13 protein-coding genes and 1 pseudogene are annotated in these 14872 nt (G+C 69.7%); 4 read left to right on the forward strand and 10 right to left on the reverse strand.

Features of this window, described 5'->3' with window-relative positions:
- Nucleotides 1-92, forward strand: a pseudogene (locus tag AB0L71_RS16150) (ectoine/hydroxyectoine ABC transporter permease subunit EhuD); the annotation flags it as partial.
- Nucleotides 93-143: 51 nt separating this feature from the next.
- Here the strand turns inward: AB0L71_RS16150 and fbaA are convergent.
- The 6 genes from fbaA to AB0L71_RS16180 form a co-directional block, all read right to left on the reverse strand.
- Nucleotides 144-1166 carry a class II fructose-bisphosphate aldolase gene (gene fbaA / locus AB0L71_RS16155; RefSeq protein ID WP_365242943.1) on the reverse strand — a complete coding sequence of 341 codons (1023 nt, stop codon included), beginning with the start codon at nt 1164-1166 and terminating at the stop codon, nt 144-146.
- 210 nt (nt 1167-1376) lie between these two features.
- Nucleotides 1377-1916: an orotate phosphoribosyltransferase gene (pyrE, locus tag AB0L71_RS16160; RefSeq protein ID WP_365242945.1), complete on the reverse strand. Its 540-nt coding sequence runs from the start codon at nt 1914-1916 to the stop codon at nt 1377-1379.
- A gap of 78 nt (nt 1917-1994) precedes the next feature.
- Nucleotides 1995-2792 (reverse strand): aldose 1-epimerase, encoded by a 798-nt coding sequence (locus AB0L71_RS16165; protein ID WP_365242947.1) that lies wholly within the window; start codon nt 2790-2792, stop codon nt 1995-1997.
- Nucleotides 2793-2814: 22 nt separating this feature from the next.
- Nucleotides 2815-3804, reverse strand: a complete 990-nt coding sequence (locus AB0L71_RS16170; protein WP_365242949.1) for a carbon monoxide dehydrogenase — start codon at nt 3802-3804, stop codon at nt 2815-2817.
- Between the two features lie 94 nt (nt 3805-3898).
- Nucleotides 3899-5497: a polyamine aminopropyltransferase gene (locus AB0L71_RS16175; RefSeq protein WP_365242951.1), complete on the reverse strand. Its 1599-nt coding sequence runs from the start codon at nt 5495-5497 to the stop codon at nt 3899-3901.
- Nucleotides 5498-5582: 85 nt separating this feature from the next.
- Nucleotides 5583-6104: a DUF2617 family protein gene (locus AB0L71_RS16180; protein WP_365242953.1), complete on the reverse strand. Its 522-nt coding sequence runs from the start codon at nt 6102-6104 to the stop codon at nt 5583-5585.
- An 839-nt stretch (nt 6105-6943) separates the two neighbouring features.
- On the opposite strand from AB0L71_RS16180, the gene AB0L71_RS16185 reads away from it, so the two are divergent.
- Nucleotides 6944-8113, forward strand: coding sequence for a pyridoxal phosphate-dependent aminotransferase (locus AB0L71_RS16185; RefSeq protein ID WP_365242955.1), 1170 nt, complete (start codon nt 6944-6946; stop codon nt 8111-8113).
- A gap of 703 nt (nt 8114-8816) precedes the next feature.
- Here AB0L71_RS16185 and AB0L71_RS16190 read toward each other — a convergent pair.
- The gene (locus AB0L71_RS16190) at nt 8817-9377 is read right to left on the reverse strand and encodes a YbjN domain-containing protein (protein WP_365242957.1); all 561 of its coding nucleotides are present in this window, start codon (nt 9375-9377) and stop codon (nt 8817-8819) included.
- A gap of 72 nt (nt 9378-9449) precedes the next feature.
- Complete coding sequence (locus AB0L71_RS16195) at nt 9450-10715, reverse strand: MFS transporter (RefSeq protein ID WP_365242959.1); 1266 nt, start codon at nt 10713-10715, stop codon at nt 9450-9452.
- Nucleotides 10716-10862: 147 nt separating this feature from the next.
- On the opposite strand from AB0L71_RS16195, the gene AB0L71_RS16200 reads away from it, so the two are divergent.
- On the forward strand, nt 10863-11078 hold the full coding sequence (locus AB0L71_RS16200) for a hypothetical protein (RefSeq protein ID WP_365242961.1): 216 nt from the start codon (nt 10863-10865) through the stop codon (nt 11076-11078).
- 32 nt (nt 11079-11110) lie between these two features.
- Here the strand turns inward: AB0L71_RS16200 and clpB are convergent, their stop codons facing one another.
- A complete protein-coding gene (gene clpB / locus AB0L71_RS16205; RefSeq protein WP_365242963.1) occupies nt 11111-13720 on the reverse strand; it encodes an ATP-dependent chaperone ClpB in 2610 nt (869 codons plus the stop codon).
- A 206-nt stretch (nt 13721-13926) separates the two neighbouring features.
- Here clpB and AB0L71_RS16210 point away from each other — a divergent pair, with 206 nt between their 5' ends.
- A complete protein-coding gene (locus AB0L71_RS16210; RefSeq protein ID WP_365242965.1) occupies nt 13927-14331 on the forward strand; it encodes a TIGR03618 family F420-dependent PPOX class oxidoreductase in 405 nt (134 codons plus the stop codon).
- Between the two features lie 120 nt (nt 14332-14451).
- On the opposite strand, the gene AB0L71_RS16215 is transcribed toward AB0L71_RS16210, so the two are convergent.
- Complete coding sequence (locus AB0L71_RS16215; RefSeq protein WP_365242967.1) at nt 14452-14772, reverse strand: (2Fe-2S)-binding protein; 321 nt, start codon at nt 14770-14772, stop codon at nt 14452-14454.
- Between the last annotated feature and the right edge of the window lie 100 nt (nt 14773-14872).

The raw sequence follows: 14872 nt of genomic DNA on the forward strand, positions 1-14872 counted from the left end.
AGGTGCTGCCCGCCCTCGGGAACTACGCGATCTCGATGTTCAAGGAGACCCCGTTCCTGGCGGTGATCACGGTGCAGGAGATGGTCTTCGAGCCCGGCACCCCAGGGGGTACCGGGCCCACGACCGCACTTTCGTACCGGCTGCTACTTGAGCTTGGTGCCGGTGGAACGCAGGTTGGCGCAGGCCTCCGTGACGCGCTTGGCCATGCCCGCCTCGGCGGACTTGCCCCAGCTGCGCGGGTCGTAGACCTTCTTGTTGCCGACCTCGCCGTCGACCTTCAGCACACCGTCGTAGTTGCGGAACACGTGGTCCACGATCGGGCGGGTGAAGGCGTACTGGGTGTCGGTGTCGAGGTTCATCTTCACGACGCCGTTCTCCAGCGCGGTGGCGATCTCCTGCTCGGTGGAGCCGGAACCGCCGTGGAAGACGAAGTCGAACGGGGAGGCCTTGCCGTACTGGGCGGCGACACCCTCCTGGAGGTCCTTCAGCAGCTCGGGACGGAGCACGACGTTGCCCGGCTTGTAGACGCCGTGGACGTTGCCGAAGGAGGCGGCCAGCAGGTAGCGGCCCTTCTCGCCCAGGCCGAGCGCCTCGGCGGTGCGCAGCGCGTCGTCGACGGTCGTGTACAGCTCGTCGTTGATCTCGTGCGAGACACCGTCCTCCTCGCCACCGGTCGGGGTGATCTCGACCTCAAGAATGATCTTGGCGGCGGCGGCCTTGGCCAGCAGCTCCTGCCCGATGGCCAGGTTGTCGGCGAGGGTCTCGGCGGAACCGTCCCACATGTGGGACTGGAACAGCGGGTTCAGGCCCTTGGCGACGCGCTCGGCGGAGATGTCGAGCAGCGGACGCACATAGCCGTCCAGCTTGTCCTTGGGGCAGTGGTCGGTGTGCAGCGCGACCGTGATGTCGTACTTGGCGGCGACGACGTGCGCGAACTCGGCCAGGGCAACGGCGCCCGTGACCATGTCCTTGTTGTACTGGCCGCCCAGGAACTCCGCCCCACCGGTGGAGATCTGGACGATGCCGTCGCTCTCGGCCTCCGCGAAGCCGCGCAGTGCAGCGTGCAGGGTCTGGGTCGACGTCACATTGATGGCCGGGTAGGCGAACTTCCCTGCCTTCGCCCGGTCGAGCATCTCGGCGTAGACCTCGGGGGTTGCGATGGGCATCTGTCCGCTCCTTGGGTTATGCGGGTGTGCGTGCTGGTTCCCTGACCTGGGGGCGACGTCATCGTCGCCCCCATCTTCCCAGACTCTCGCCACGGCTCCACCCGGCCACTCCCTTGACGTCCAGGCGAGCACCGCTCAGAGATGCGCAAGGGGCGGGCTGTTTCACGTGAAACAGCCCGCCCCTGAGGAAACCGCAGGTCAGTCCCGGCGTCAGGCCAGGTCGAGGTCCGCCGTCGCATAGGCGTGCAGATACGGGATACCGGCCTCGGCGATGGCCGGAGCCGCACCCCGCTCCACGATCGTGGCGACGGCGACGACCTCGCCCCCGGCCTCGCGCACCGCCTCGACCGCCGTCAGCGGCGAACCGCCGGTCGTCGAGGTGTCCTCGACGACCAGGCAGCGCCGGCCCTTCACGTCCGTGCCCTCGATGCGGCGCTGCATCCCGTGCGCCTTCTGCGCCTTGCGGACGACGAAGGCGTCCAGCTCCTGCCCGCGCGCGGCGGAGGCGTGCAGCATGGCGGTGGCGACCGGGTCGGCGCCCAGCGTCAGCCCGCCCACACAGTCGTAGTCCAGCTCGGCGGTGAGGTCGAGCATCACCTGACCGACCATCGGCGCGGCCTTGCCGTCCAGCGTGATGCGGCGCAGATCGATGTACCAGTCGGCCTCGAGTCCCGAGGAGAGGGTCACCTTGCCGTGCACCACGGCCTTGTCCTTGATCTGCTGGAGCAGCTCAGCACGTACGTCAGTCATGGCTATGAGCTTAGAGCTCCTCCCAGGCCGGGACCCGCGCCGGTGCCGGGCCGCAGCCCCCACGGACCGTCCCAGCGGTCAGAGCCTGCGCCAGTTCCAGGTCGTGGCAATCTCCAGCGGGTCGATCGGGGTGACATAGCGGGGCGCGGTGTTCAGCCCGTTCGGCGGGCCGGACTGCGGCTCCACGCAGACCGCCTCGGCCTGCTCGTCGTAGATGACGACCCACTCGGCCCGGCTCTTCACGGTCAGTTCCAGCTGCTCCGGCCAGGTGAGCGTCACATCGACGCCGTCCGGCATGCCGAAGCAGTCGTCCCACGGCCCGGGCAGGGGCGGGATACGGCGGCCGGTCGGCAGATGGTTCTCGCCCCGCTCCTCCTGCCAGGCCGCGTCGAAGGAGATCTCCACGTTCTTGCCGGAGCCGAGATCCCGCAGGAACCAGGGGTGCCAGCCGGCCTGCGCGGGGAACGAGTCCCCGTACGTCTCGATGCCGAACGCCAGCGTGAGCGTGTCCTCGGCCAGCTCGAAGGTCTGGGTCACCCGGCCCGGATAGGGCCAGGGATCGGTGAGGTCGTAGTAGAACGCGGCCTCCCGCTCACCCACCCGGGCGGTGCGCCAGGCGGTGTCCCTGCCGGTGCCGTGGATGGCGTGCGGCGGGGAGTTCAGCGGCAACCGGTGCAGGACGTCGCCGTTGCGGAACAGCCCGTTCTCGGTGCGCCCGCACCACGGCACCATCGGGAAGCAGCCGTACCGCTCCCCTTGCCGCAGCAGTTCAATGCCTCCGATCCGCAGACTGCCGATACGGCAGCCATGGAGGGGGTCAATGGTCAACTCTGCGTCGCCGACGGACAGCCGGACGTCCTTCTCACTGCTGCTCACCCGACCGACATTACTGTCGCTACTACCTGCGGCGCCTCAGCGCCCTGGTCACGACGACGGCTGACGCGAGCGCGAGCGCGGCGGCGGGGGCGACCCAGCGGAGTGTGGCGCCCGCATTGGTCGAATCGGGTGACGGCACGGGGGCGTACCTGCCGCGAGGCGGCGCATGGTCGACCTCCTCGGCGCTGCGTCCGATCATGGTGCGCCTGGCGTGTGCGGCCTCGGCCGGGGGGCCGTCGGGGGCACTGAACTCCGCCTCGGACGCATCGTCGAGGGAGGGCGGGGGCACCGGGGCGTCGAAGACGGAACCGGTGCCCGGAGGGTTCCCGGTGGCGGGGGAATCGTCCTCGACGGCCTCTTCGGGGGCCGTGGCCGCACCGGTTGCGTCGGCCTCCTCGGCCGCCTCCTCGATGGCCTGCTCCACGGCTTCCCCCACGGACCGCTCGGCCTCGTCGAGAACCTCGTCCGCCGCGCCGGCGTCCGCCGCATCCACGCCCGGCGCGCCCTCGCCCGCCGCATCCTCGCCCGGCGCGCCCTCGCCCGTCGTGTCCACCGCGCCCTCGCCCGCCAGCGTCTCCGTCACCAACTGCTGCGCGAAGCGGTCCAGCAGGCGGCAGGCCATCGTGAGCGCCGCCACCGGATCCAGCTCCAGGAGGCGGCCGTCACCGCTCACCGTGCCCGAGAACCCGATCGCCGTGCCGTCGTCCCTGCTCGTCAGGCTGATCGTCAGCTTCAGTTCCGCCGAGCCGGTGCCGCGGGCCTCGACCCCCTCGCCCGTCACCAGGATCCTGTCCCGGTCCGGGCCCTCCTGCGCGGATGGGGTGAGCCGCAGCGCACCGCGGTACGTGATCGTGTGCCCGTCGACCCGGATCCTGAGCCGGCCGGACAGCGCGCCCGCGGAATCATCGGCGTCCTGTTGGAGCCCCGGTACACAGCGCGCGACGCGGGCGGGATCCCCCAGCGTCCGCCGCAGGGACGGGACCGGAACCGGAACGAACACCTCATGCTCCATGGAAACCGAGCCTACTCAGCCACGGGCGTCACGTCAGCGGTTCCACGTCGTGAAACGGCCCGCCCGACGCCGCGGCGACGCCGTACGGAGCGGATCACCGGTCCTCCCAGAACCGCGGATGGACCAGCGTCGACGGCGGCAGCCCGGACAGCCGTCCGCTCACCGCGTCCCGTCCCGCACGCACCAGCGAGAACTGCGTCAGCGACCGCAGCCGCGGCGCCTTCGGGGCGAGCCGGAGCTGCGGCGCTCCGACCGGAGCGGCAAGGAAGAACCCCCAGCCGCGCTCGGCCCGCGCCCGGTGCGCGGCCCGGTCCGGTCCGGCCGCGAAATCGGTGGGCCGGCCGCTGATCCGGTAGGGACGGGTACGCAGACCGGCCGCCCGCATCGACGCCTCCACCGTCCAGTACGTGTGCGGCCGGGTCACCGGCGGGCCCGCGTGCACCACCAGCCGGCCGCCCGGCGCGAGGGCCTCGGCGGCCAGGCCGTAGAACTCCGCCGAGTAGAACTTCGTGCTGTCGGAGATCCCCGGATCGGGCAGGTCGGAGATCACCACGTCGTAGCTGCCGTGCGCCGCGCGCAGCCAGTTGAAGGCGTCCGCGTTGACGGCCGTCAGCCGCGGGTCGCCGTACGCGTGGGCGTTCAGCGCGGAGAGCGCCCGGTCGGTACGGGCCAAACGGGTGACGCCGGGGTCGACCTCGACGACGGTGACCCTGCGGACGTCCGGGTATCGCAGCACCTCACGGGCGGCGAGCCCGTCACCACCGCCCAGGACCAGGACGCGAGCGCGCGCCCCGTTCATCGCCGGATGGACCAGCGCCTCGTGGTAGCGGTACTCGTCGCGCGCGCTGGCCCGCAGCCGGCCGTCCAGATACAGGTCCAGGGAGCTGCGGCCCGCCCCCGTCAGCACGATCTCCTGGACGCCGGTCTGCACCGCGACCCGCACCCCGTCCCCGTACACCGCCCGCCGCGCCGCCCGCTCGAAGTCGTCGACCAGCGCGGTCGCGAGGGCGAGCACGGCGATCACCGCCAGGTTGACCGTGATCAGCAGCCATCGGGAGCGCGGGCTGAGGTCCCGCCGGAACACCCACAGCACCAGCGCCCCGCCCGCTGCCGCGTTGACCGCACCGGTGCACAGCGCCCCGGTGAGCTGTCCGAGCACCGGCAGCAGCAGAAAGGGGAACGCCAATCCGCCGACCAGCGCCCCCACGTAGTCGGCGGCGAAAAGGTCCGCGACCGTCCCGCCCGCGTCCTGCCGGTCGACGCGTTGGATCAGCGTCATCAGCAACGGAATCTCCGCCCCGATCAGGACGCCGATCGCGAGCGAGAACCCGACCAGGGCGTACCGCGACTCCCCGACCCAGGCGAACGACGCGTACAGCACGACCGCCGAAGAACCCCCGACCAGCGCGAGCACTGCCTCGATGAGTCCGAACCCGACGGCGGCACGGCTGCGTAAACGTTTCGCGAGCAACGAGCCGACCCCCATCGCGAACACCATCACGGAGAGCACGACGGATGCCTGGGTGACGGAGTCGCCGATCAAGTAGGAGGCCAGCGCAACGAGTTCGAGTTCGTAGACCAGTCCGCAGGCGGCGCAGACGAAGACGGCGACCAGCACGAGACGGCGACCGGTCCTCGGCCGTACGGGAAGACATGCCGCACCCCCTCGCGGCGACACCTGCTGATCGATCATGATGCGAACGCTATGTCACGAGACAGTGGCAGCCTGTCACCCGCAAGGGTGCAAGTGGTACGTACACAAGGAAGTCGGGGCCCGGTCAGTGCACTGCCGCCGGAATCCGCACTCCCACCCGGGTGCGCGTCACCACCAGTTGTCCCTCCTGCGGGTACGCGTGCCAGGTGCGCCACCGCACCTGGCCGTCGGTCCGCTGGGCGAGCAGGGCGGTGAAGGCGTGCGGGCTGCCGGGGAACGTCCCCGCGAGGCTCTGGGGATGGTCGGCGACGAGCGCGAGGAGTTCCTGGGCACGCCCGGCGAACGATCCCGCCGAGAGCGTCTCGACACGCGCCGCGAATTCGTACTCCCAGTCCCCGAGCCGCTTGGCAACACCGATCGGCAACGGTGTGCTGCTGCCCGGGATGCACGCCACGGTTTCGGAACAGGCACCCCGGCCCTCCTCCAGGAGCACCTGATGCGAGGCGCCGAGCAGGCGCAACTGGAGGCGGGCACCCGCGAGATCGAGGTCGAGCACGGCGAGGGCGGGAAGCGGTTCGCGCCCCAGCGCCCAGGCCAGGTCGGCAGCACGGGTGTCGGAATAGGCCGTCTGGAGGGTCGTGAGCATGAGTCGGCTCCGCAAACAAGCGTGGACACCTGGACAGGGGACGCCTCCGACGCGATGCACGTAGGGGGTGGGAAGCGCCCGATCAGGTCCAACTCGGGTCCGAGGGCTGGATGTTCTCTCGACCGAGGGAATCACGAAGTAGCCGCATCCACAGCGGTTTTGACCAACTTGACGTGGTTTCCATCCGCTCGGGGGTCCCTCGGTTCAACTGTTCAGCATCCCTCGCGAAACGCCCCAACAAAAAGGCGCCCGGCGGGAGTTCACCCGCCGGGCACCTTTCGGACACCGGGCCGTGCGTGCCCGGCACGGGCAGGTGGCCCTGCTCGGTCACGGATCAGCTGCCCCGTGTCAGCCGCCTCCGCCGCATCCTCCCCCGCCGCCGCACGAGGAGCCTCCACCGCACGAGGAACTGCCGCCGCACGAGGAGTGGCCGCCACCGCAGGAATGCCCTCCGGAGTGGCCGCCGGAGTGGCCGCCGGAGTGGCTGCTGCCGCTCCCGCAGGACGAGCCGCTGCCACTGCCGCCCCCTGCCCACCAGCTGCCGCCCGCGGCGCTGCCGCCGCTTGCGTCCCGGCGCACGCTGCGCCTGCTCCCGCCCCTGCCCCGCGCCTGTGGCTTACTCCGTTTTTGGGCGGCCACGCGCACGACGACCAGCAGCCCGACCACGACCGCCACGCTCACGAGTGCGACGTATACGTCCACCGACCTCACGCCCTTCCGTTCCCCCCGAAGCGAGGTCCCCCCGCCCCTGCGCTCTCTGCGTGACGGGGGAATGCCCCCGACCCCGAACGGCCAAAGCAGACTTGAGCAACTCCAGAGCTTTTGCGCAGGATGAAGTCATGACTCAGGGACGACCGCTGCTCAACCGCCGCCTCACCGAGTTCGGCACGACGATCTTCGCCGAGATGTCGGCGCTCGCCGTGCGAACCGGCTCCGTCAACCTCGGCCAGGGTTTCCCCGACACCGAAGGCCCCGAAGAGGTCAGGGAGGCCGCGGTCCGTGCCCTGCGGGAGGGGAAGGGCAACCAGTACCCGCCCGGCCCGGGCATCCCGGAACTACGCGCAGCGATCTCCGACCACCAACAGCGCTTCTACGGCCTCTCCTTCGACCCGGACACCGAGGTCCTGGTCACCGCCGGCGCCACCGAGGCCATCGCCGCGACCCTGCTGGCGCTACTGGAACCGGACGACGAGGTCATCGCCTTCGAGCCCTTCTACGACTCCTACGCGGCCTGCATCGCCATGGCCGGCGCAAAGCGCGTACCGCTCACCCTGCGTGCCCCGTCCTTCCGCCCGGACCTGGACGAACTGCGCACCAAGATCACTTCGCGGACCCGCCTCCTTCTTCTCAATACCCCGCACAACCCAACCGGCGTGGTCCTCACTGCCGACGAACAGAGCGCCATCGCTGCACTCGCCATCGAGCACGACCTGCTCGTCGTTACCGACGAGGTGTACGAGCACCTCGTCTACGAGGGCACACACCGCCCCATCGCGGCCCTGCCCGGAATGCGCGAGCGCACGGTCACCATCAGCTCGGCCGGCAAGACCTTCTCCTTCACCGGATGGAAGGTTGGCTGGGTCACGGCGAACGGCCCGCTCGTCTCCGCCGTCCGGACGGCCAAGCAGTACTTGACGTACGTCAGCGCGGGCCCGTTCCAGTATGCGATCGCTGAGGCTCTGCGGCTGCCGGACTCGTACTTCGACGGCTTCCGCGCCGACCTCCGCCGCAAGCGCGACCTGCTCGGCGACGGCCTGCGCGCGGCCGGGTTCGAGGTCTACCAGCCCCAGGGCACGTACTTCATCACCACCGACATCACCCCCTTCGGCGAGAAGGACGCCTACGCGTTCTGCCGCGCGCTCCCCGAACGCTGCGGCGTCGTGGCCATCCCCAACTCCGTGTTCTACGACGATCCCGACGCCGGCCGCAGCCAGGTCCGCTTCACTTTCTGCAAGCGGGACGATGTTCTCCGGATGGCCACCGATCGCCTGCAACGCCTGGCGTCCTGAGCTCACACCCCGTCGCCCCGAATGAGACCGGGGCAAGAACGTCACGAGCGTGATCGTGTTCGACTCCCAGACCGGTCTGTATTCGTTCGAGTGCAGACCGGCCGGTCGAACTCGGCAGCATCCAGATGCCGCTGCGAGGGCCTCACAACGGCGACTCCATCGCTTCCTTGCCGCACGCCGAGGCGCACGTGACGGGCACCGTCGCGGGTGCGCACTGGATGGCGTTCGTGCTGCCGGGCTGGATGACTGTGAGCGGCTGGTACCGGCGTGGCGATCTCGCCGAGCGGTATGCCAAGGAAAACGGTGCGGGTCCCGGTTACGTTCACCACCAAGCGAGGTGTCTCCCGTTCACCCGGTGCGGCCCTGCCTCTTGCTTCTCATCGCGCCGATCGTCTGACCGGCCATGAGGAGACAGGCGATCAGAGCGAAGGGCCAGATCCAGAGGGGGGCGTCGGCGTCGTAGACAGGCGTGAGGGCCGACAGCAGCGACAAAGCGGCCCAGACGGCGAGTCGTGCGGAGAGAAGTACCCAGGGGTCGGTGGGGCGTGCGAAGAGGATGAGCCCGCGTATCGAGTCCGGGGGGGATGGCCATACATGTCTCCGTGTCTGGCGGCTGTAGCAGCTTCGGCAGAACGCGGCCCGGCCCGGGGTGACGGTCGTGGAGACCACCGCCCCGGGCCGGGCCGTCACTGGCGTGCCGGACTCAGGCGTCCGGAGCGTCCTGCTCCGTGCCGTCCGTCTTCTCCTCGGCCGGCGCCAGGCCCAGGCGCTCCTGCAGCCACTTGTCGAACTCGATCGAGGCGCGCACCCAGCTCACCGTCGACGAGACGAAGTGCTCCAGGCTGACGCCCGTACCGATGAGCATCTGCGCCTCACCGATCAGACGGACCGAGGTCTCGGTCTCCTCGGAGCCCTCCTCGGGCTCGTGGGTGTGGGTGTAGACCTTGGGCCACAGGGTGCGGCGGTTCCAGTCGTCGATCGCGTCGAGAAGGACCGGACGCAGGTCCGCGGCGTGCGGGCGGTCGTAGAACGTACGGACCGAGAAGACCTGCTGCTCGTTCTCGCCGCGGAACATGAAGTACGTGCGGAAGTCCTCCCACGGCGCCGCGAGGTCGCCCTCGTCGTCGACGACGTACTTCAGCTCCATCTGGTCGAGGAGCTGCTTGACCAGGTCCTGGTCAGGGACAACGGGGCCCTCGGGTCCTGCCGCCTGCGGTTCGGGCTGGCCCCCGAAGTGAGGAATCGAGGAAGGATCGATAGACATCGCTGAGCACTCCTGTGGGATCGCACGTGGTTTCCTGCTGTCGACCCTAGCCGCGTTTGACGGCCAGTAGTCCTACGCCCTCCGGGGAATCGTCCCCGCAGCGGATTCCCGCGCCCGCGACCAGGCGACCGCGACAGGGATCGCACACAGCACTCCGAGGAGTCCGGACGCGCCGATGGTGTTCGCCGACGACCCGGACAGCTCCGCTGCCAGGCCACCCGTGGCGACGCCGATCCCCTGGATGGCGATCAGCCCCGACCTGACGAGACCCAGCGCCTGGCCACGCTGATCGACCGGGGTCAGGAGCACGAAGGTGGCTCCGGCAGTGATCTGGTAGGCGGAGCAGACCCCCGACACCATCAGCACCAGCACGGCCACACCTACGCCGGGACCGAGCCAGTAGACGAGCAGCGGCAGATTCGCCCCGACCGCCAACGGCCCGAGCAGGCGGCGCCGCCCCTCGTCCCCGACCCGGTCCCGCCCCAGAAGAGCCGCACCCAGCACCATTCCCGCCGGATGCGCGGCGAGCAGGAGCCCCACCGAAGCAGCGCCCCCTCCGGCCTCGTCCGCAAAGGGGGCCGCCAGACCCTCCGGCAGGACGACGAACGCCGCGAGCCACCCCAGCGCGGCCAGCGACCGCAGCCTGCGGTCCGACCAGATCAGCGCGGCCGCGCTCCCGACCTGGGCGCCGAGCCGCGGCTTCCGCTCGCCGGCACCCGGCACGGGACGGGCCTTCACGCCGAACCTGACCAGGGTCGCCGAGAGCAGGAAAGTCGCCGCGTTCACGCCCAGGGAGAGGTGGCTGCCCAGCCAGACCACCAGCACACCCCCACCCGCGAAACCGACCAGCTGCCCGGCCTGGTGGGTGATCAGCATGACTCGCTGGCCCCGCTCGTATCTCTGCTCGCCGAGCACGGTCGGCAGCAGTGCGCCCTGCGCCGCGCCGAAGGGCGCCTCGGCCAGCTGCGCCAGCACCAGCAGGCCGGCCAGCAGCGGCAACGGCGTCCCGGGCAGCGCCATGGCCGCGACCAGCACCGTCCGCACCAGATCGCATCCGATCATGACCGTACGCCGGGGGAAACGGTCCGCCAGACCGGACAGCAGCACCCCGGACAGCAGAGCGGGCAAGGTGGTCAGCGCATACGTGGCCGCGGTCCACCCGGGCGAGTCGGTGCGTTCGAATACCAGCAGCGACAGGGCCACACGTGCCAACTGGTCGCCCAGGATCGACTGAGCATAAGCAGCCCAAAGGGTACGGAATTCGCCAAGATGAAAGAGATTGTCAGATCTGGGCTTTTCGGTCCCCGGATTTACCTCATCGCCTATCTGCTCGTTCATGCGGGCACGCTACCGGCTGTCGAATTCGGCCTCTAATCCTCCCTGTGAACAGGCCGCGACGGGCGAGCCGAGTTGTCCTGATTCTTCACCTCCCCCCGGGTGGACACTGCGGGCGCCCGGGCAGATTCCCCTTGCCAGGGACGGGCGGTGCAGCCCGGTGCGGAGCAGGGCTACGCGATCCCGCCTCTCGACGCGGAACAAAACCTTTGGCTCGATATCGATGCCGAACAACGGCTCGACGACGTCGGCGGCCGTTTCGGTTCTCCCGAAATCACCGCAATTCTTCTTCTCTTCCTCGGGTGCACTGCGGTGCGGACGACGAATCCCCAGCCAGGAGGCGTGGCCTTCCGGCTGGGGACGTGACGTCGAACAGCGTGTACGCCGTCCAAAGGGACCTACAAGGTCTTCCCCGAGGCCGCAGGGCCGATGAGCAGGTCGTCCCCGACCCGGTCCACCCGGACGGTGTCCCCGTCCTCGACCTCGCCCGCCAGGATCGCCTTCGCGAGCCGGTCACCGATCGCCGTCTGGATGAGGCGGCGCAGCGGCCGTGCTCCGTACGCCGGGTCGTTGCCCTCCTCGGCCAGCCAGGCCAGGGCGGCCGGGGTGACGTCGAGGGTGAGCCTGCGGTCGGCCAGACGCCGGGCGAGCCGGTCGATCTGGAGCCGCGCGATGTGCGACAGCTCGTCGCCGGACAGCGCGGAGAAGACCACCAGGTCGTCGAGCCGGTTGAGGAACTCCGGCTTGAACGAGGCCCGCACGACCTCCAGGACCTGCTCCTTCTTCGCCTCGGGCTCGCTCAGGGGATCCATCAGGAACTGGCTGCCGAGGTTGGAGGTGAGGATCAGGATGGTGTTGCGGAAGTCCACCGTCCGGCCCTGTCCGTCGGTGAGCCGGCCGTCGTCGAGGACCTGGAGCAGGATGTCGAAGACCTCGGGGTGCGCCTTCTCGACCTCGTCCAGCAGGACGACGCTGTACGGACGGCGGCGGACCGCCTCCGTGAGCTGGCCGCCCTCCTCGTAGCCGACGTAGCCGGGCGGGGCACCGACGAGCCGCGCGACGCTGTGCTTCTCGCTGTACTCGCTCATGTCGATGCGGACCATGGCCCGTTCGTCGTCGAACAGGAAGTCGGCAAGGGCCTTCGCGAGCTCCGTCTTGCCGACACCGGTCGGGCCGAGGAAGAGGAACGATCCGGTCGGCCGGTCGGGGTCGGCGATTCCGGCGCGGGTACGGCGTACCGCGTCCGACACCGCCCGCACGGCCTCGGTCTGCCCGATGAGGCGCTTGCCGAGCTCCTGCTCCATGCGCAGCAGCTTCTGGGTCTCGCCCTCCAGCAGGCGTCCGGCCGGGATACCGGTCCAGGAGCCGACGACGTCGGCGATGTCGTCCGGGCCGACCTCCTCCTTGACCAGCTTTTCCTTGGGTTCCTTCGCTGCGACCTGCTCGGCCTCGGTGGCCGCCGCCAGCTCCCGCTCCAGGCCGGGGATCTCCCCGTACAGCAGCTTGGAGGCGGTGTCGAAGTCGCCGTCGCGCTGGGCGCGTTCGGCCTGGCCGTGCAGGTCGTCGAGGCGTTCCTTCAGCTCACCGACGCGGTTCAGGCCCTGCTTCTCCTTCTCCCAGCGGGCGTTGAGGCCGCGCAGCTCCTCCTCCTTGTCGGCGAGGTCGCGGCGGAGCTTCTCCAGGCGCTGCTTGGAGGCGGGGTCGGTCTCGTTCTTGAGGGCCAGCTCCTCCATGTGGAGGCGGTCGACGGCGCGCTGGAGTTCGTCGATCTCGACGGGCGAGGAGTCGATCTCCATGCGCAGCCGGGACGCCGACTCGTCGACCAGGTCGATGGCCTTGTCGGGGAGGAAGCGGGAGGTGATGTACCGGTCGGACAGGGTCGCGGCGGCCACCAGCGCGGAGTCCGCGATGGAGACCTTGTGGTGTGCCTCGTAACGGCCCTTGAGACCGCGCAGGATCGCGATGGTGTCCTCGACGGTCGGCTCCGCCACCAGCACCTGCTGGAAGCGGCGCTCCAGCGCCGGGTCCTTCTCGATCCGCTCGCGGTACTCGTCGAGCGTCGTCGCGCCGACCATCCGGAGCTCACCGCGGGCCAGCATCGGCTTGAGCATGTTGCCCGCGTCCATGGCGGAGTCGCCGCCGGCACCCGCGCCGACGACGGTGTGCAGCTCGTCGATGAAGGTGATGATCTGCCCCTCGCTCTCCTTGATCTCGGAGAGGACGGTCTTCAGACGCTCCTCGAACTCACCGCGGTACTTGGCACCCGCGACCATCGCACCGAGGTCGAGGGAGACCAGCCGCTTGTTCTTCAGGGACTCGGGGACGTCGCCCTTGACGATGCGCTGGGCGAGCCCCTCGACGACGGCCGTCTTGCCGACGCCGGGCTCGCCGATGAGCACCGGGTTGTTCTTCGTACGCCGCGAGAGCACCTGGACGACCCGCCGGATCTCCTGGTCCCGCCCGATGACGGGGTCGAGCTTGCCCTCCCTGGCGGCGGCCGTGAAGTCCGTGCCGAACTTCTCCAGGGCCTTGTACTGGCCCTCCGGGTCAGGTGTGGTCACCCGACGCCCTCCCCTGCTCTTCTCGAACGCGTCCAGCAGTCTCTTCGCACTGGCACCCTGACCGCTGAGGATCTCACCGGCGCGGCCTCCCTCGGCGGCGATGCCGATCAGCAGGTGCTCGGTGGAGATGTAGTCGTCGCCGAGCTCCTTCGCGCGCTGCGCGGCATCCGCGATGACGGCGAGCAGCTCGCGGTTGGGCTGCGGCGGGGCGACGGTCGAGCCGGTGACGCTGGGCAGCGCACCCAGCAGCCGGTCCGTCTCGGTACGTACGGCGATCTGGTCGGCCTCGACGGCGGCGAGCAGATCGATGATGTTCTCGTTGTCCTCGCCCGCGAGCAGCGCGAGCAGCAGATGCCCGGGGGTCAGATCGGGGTGCCCGTCCTTCACGGCCCTGTTGGTGGCCGCGTTGATGGCGTCCCGGCTCTTGTTGGTCAGCTCGGCGTCCACGTGCGCTTTCTCCTCCCTGCGGTGACTGGGCTCTCCACCACGCTGACTCTGTCAACGTGCACAAAGTTGAGTCTATTCCACTCAACCCTGTTCGTGGGCCCACGGCCCCGTGTTTTCCCTTCCGGTGTTCCCGAGTGAACCGGCCGCCGTGGACACCCGCCACCGCAGGGAGCGGGGCGCGGGCGCATGCTGCCTACGCTGTCCCCATGGCAGTCGACGTGATGAACCCCGGCCCGGACTACCTCGCGTTCTGGCGCGAGTACCACCTGTGCACCCTGACCACCCACCGCCCCGACGGCACGCCGCACGTGGTTCCGGTGGGCGTGACGTACGACCCCCCGGCCGGGGTCGCCCGCATCATCACCAACAAGACCAGCCGGAAGATCGCCAACATCCTGGCCGCGGGGCCGGCCGGCGCCCGGGTCGCGGTCTGCCAGGTCGACCGCGGCCGCTGGGCGACGCTGGAGGGGCGCGCCACGGTGCGCACGGAGCCGGAGGTGATCGCCGACGCGGTGAGCCGCTACGCGGAACGCTACGGGCGCACGCCGAAGCCCGATCCGGACCGGGTCGTCATCGAGATCGCCCTGGACCGGGCGCTCGGAAGGGCGTGAAGGTACCGCGGACACCCCACGGACATCCCCGGGCAGCACAACGGCGCCATCGTGTTCAGGTCACGATGGCGCCGTTGTGTGGGGGAAGTGACTGAGCGACATGGATCAACGGGGGATCGCTCAGGCACTGCGGGGGGTGGCGGAAATAGTCTCTGGCTCGAACAGCTGGTGGTCCCGCCGGTCGAGGTTGACGAAGATCATGTCGTACCGAATCGCGCAGCGAACGGGCTGCGGGGCACCACGCGGCTTGCGCAGGCAACGGTAGGCACGTACTTCGTCGTCTTCTTCGCGTGCGACAACGATGGGGTCGCCGAACAGAGTGACCATCAGCGAGTCGCCACAGCTGGGGATGGCCGTGACGAGGTCGATGAAATGCCAGCCTGATCGGTAGGCCGTGGCCATTTCCCGCCGGAAGGTCGGGTCGTCCGGCGGAATGGTCATGCGTCTTGAAGAGTCGGTTCGGACCAGGCGATGTCCCCAGGCGTGGACCACGCGATGTCACCGGGCGCGGACGCCTGGACGGACCACGCGATGTCACCAT

It is taken from the genome of Streptomyces sp. NPDC052052, from assembly GCF_040680455.1.
In the GTDB taxonomy this organism is placed as follows: Bacteria; Actinomycetota; Actinomycetes; order Streptomycetales; family Streptomycetaceae; genus Streptomyces.

Coding starts and splice junctions, on each gene's coding strand:
- pyrE (WP_365242945.1), bottom strand. CDS start 1,916: ATGACTGACGTACGTGCTGAGCTGCTCCAGCAGATCAAGGACAAGGCC.
- fbaA (WP_365242943.1), bottom strand. CDS start 1,166: ATGCCCATCGCAACCCCCGAGGTCTACGCCGAGATGCTCGACCGGGCG.
- AB0L71_RS16175 (WP_365242951.1), bottom strand. CDS start 5,497: ATGATCGATCAGCAGGTGTCGCCGCGAGGGGGTGCGGCATGTCTTCCC.
- AB0L71_RS16185 (WP_365242955.1), top strand. CDS start 6,944: ATGACTCAGGGACGACCGCTGCTCAACCGCCGCCTCACCGAGTTCGGC.
- AB0L71_RS16190 (WP_365242957.1), bottom strand. CDS start 9,377: ATGTCTATCGATCCTTCCTCGATTCCTCACTTCGGGGGCCAGCCCGAA.
- AB0L71_RS16170 (WP_365242949.1), bottom strand. CDS start 3,804: ATGGAGCATGAGGTGTTCGTTCCGGTTCCGGTCCCGTCCCTGCGGCGG.
- AB0L71_RS16195 (WP_365242959.1), bottom strand. CDS start 10,715: ATGAACGAGCAGATAGGCGATGAGGTAAATCCGGGGACCGAAAAGCCC.
- AB0L71_RS16210 (WP_365242965.1), top strand. CDS start 13,927: ATGGCAGTCGACGTGATGAACCCCGGCCCGGACTACCTCGCGTTCTGG.
- AB0L71_RS16180 (WP_365242953.1), bottom strand. CDS start 6,104: ATGCTCACGACCCTCCAGACGGCCTATTCCGACACCCGTGCTGCCGAC.
- AB0L71_RS16215 (WP_365242967.1), bottom strand. CDS start 14,772: ATGACCATTCCGCCGGACGACCCGACCTTCCGGCGGGAAATGGCCACG.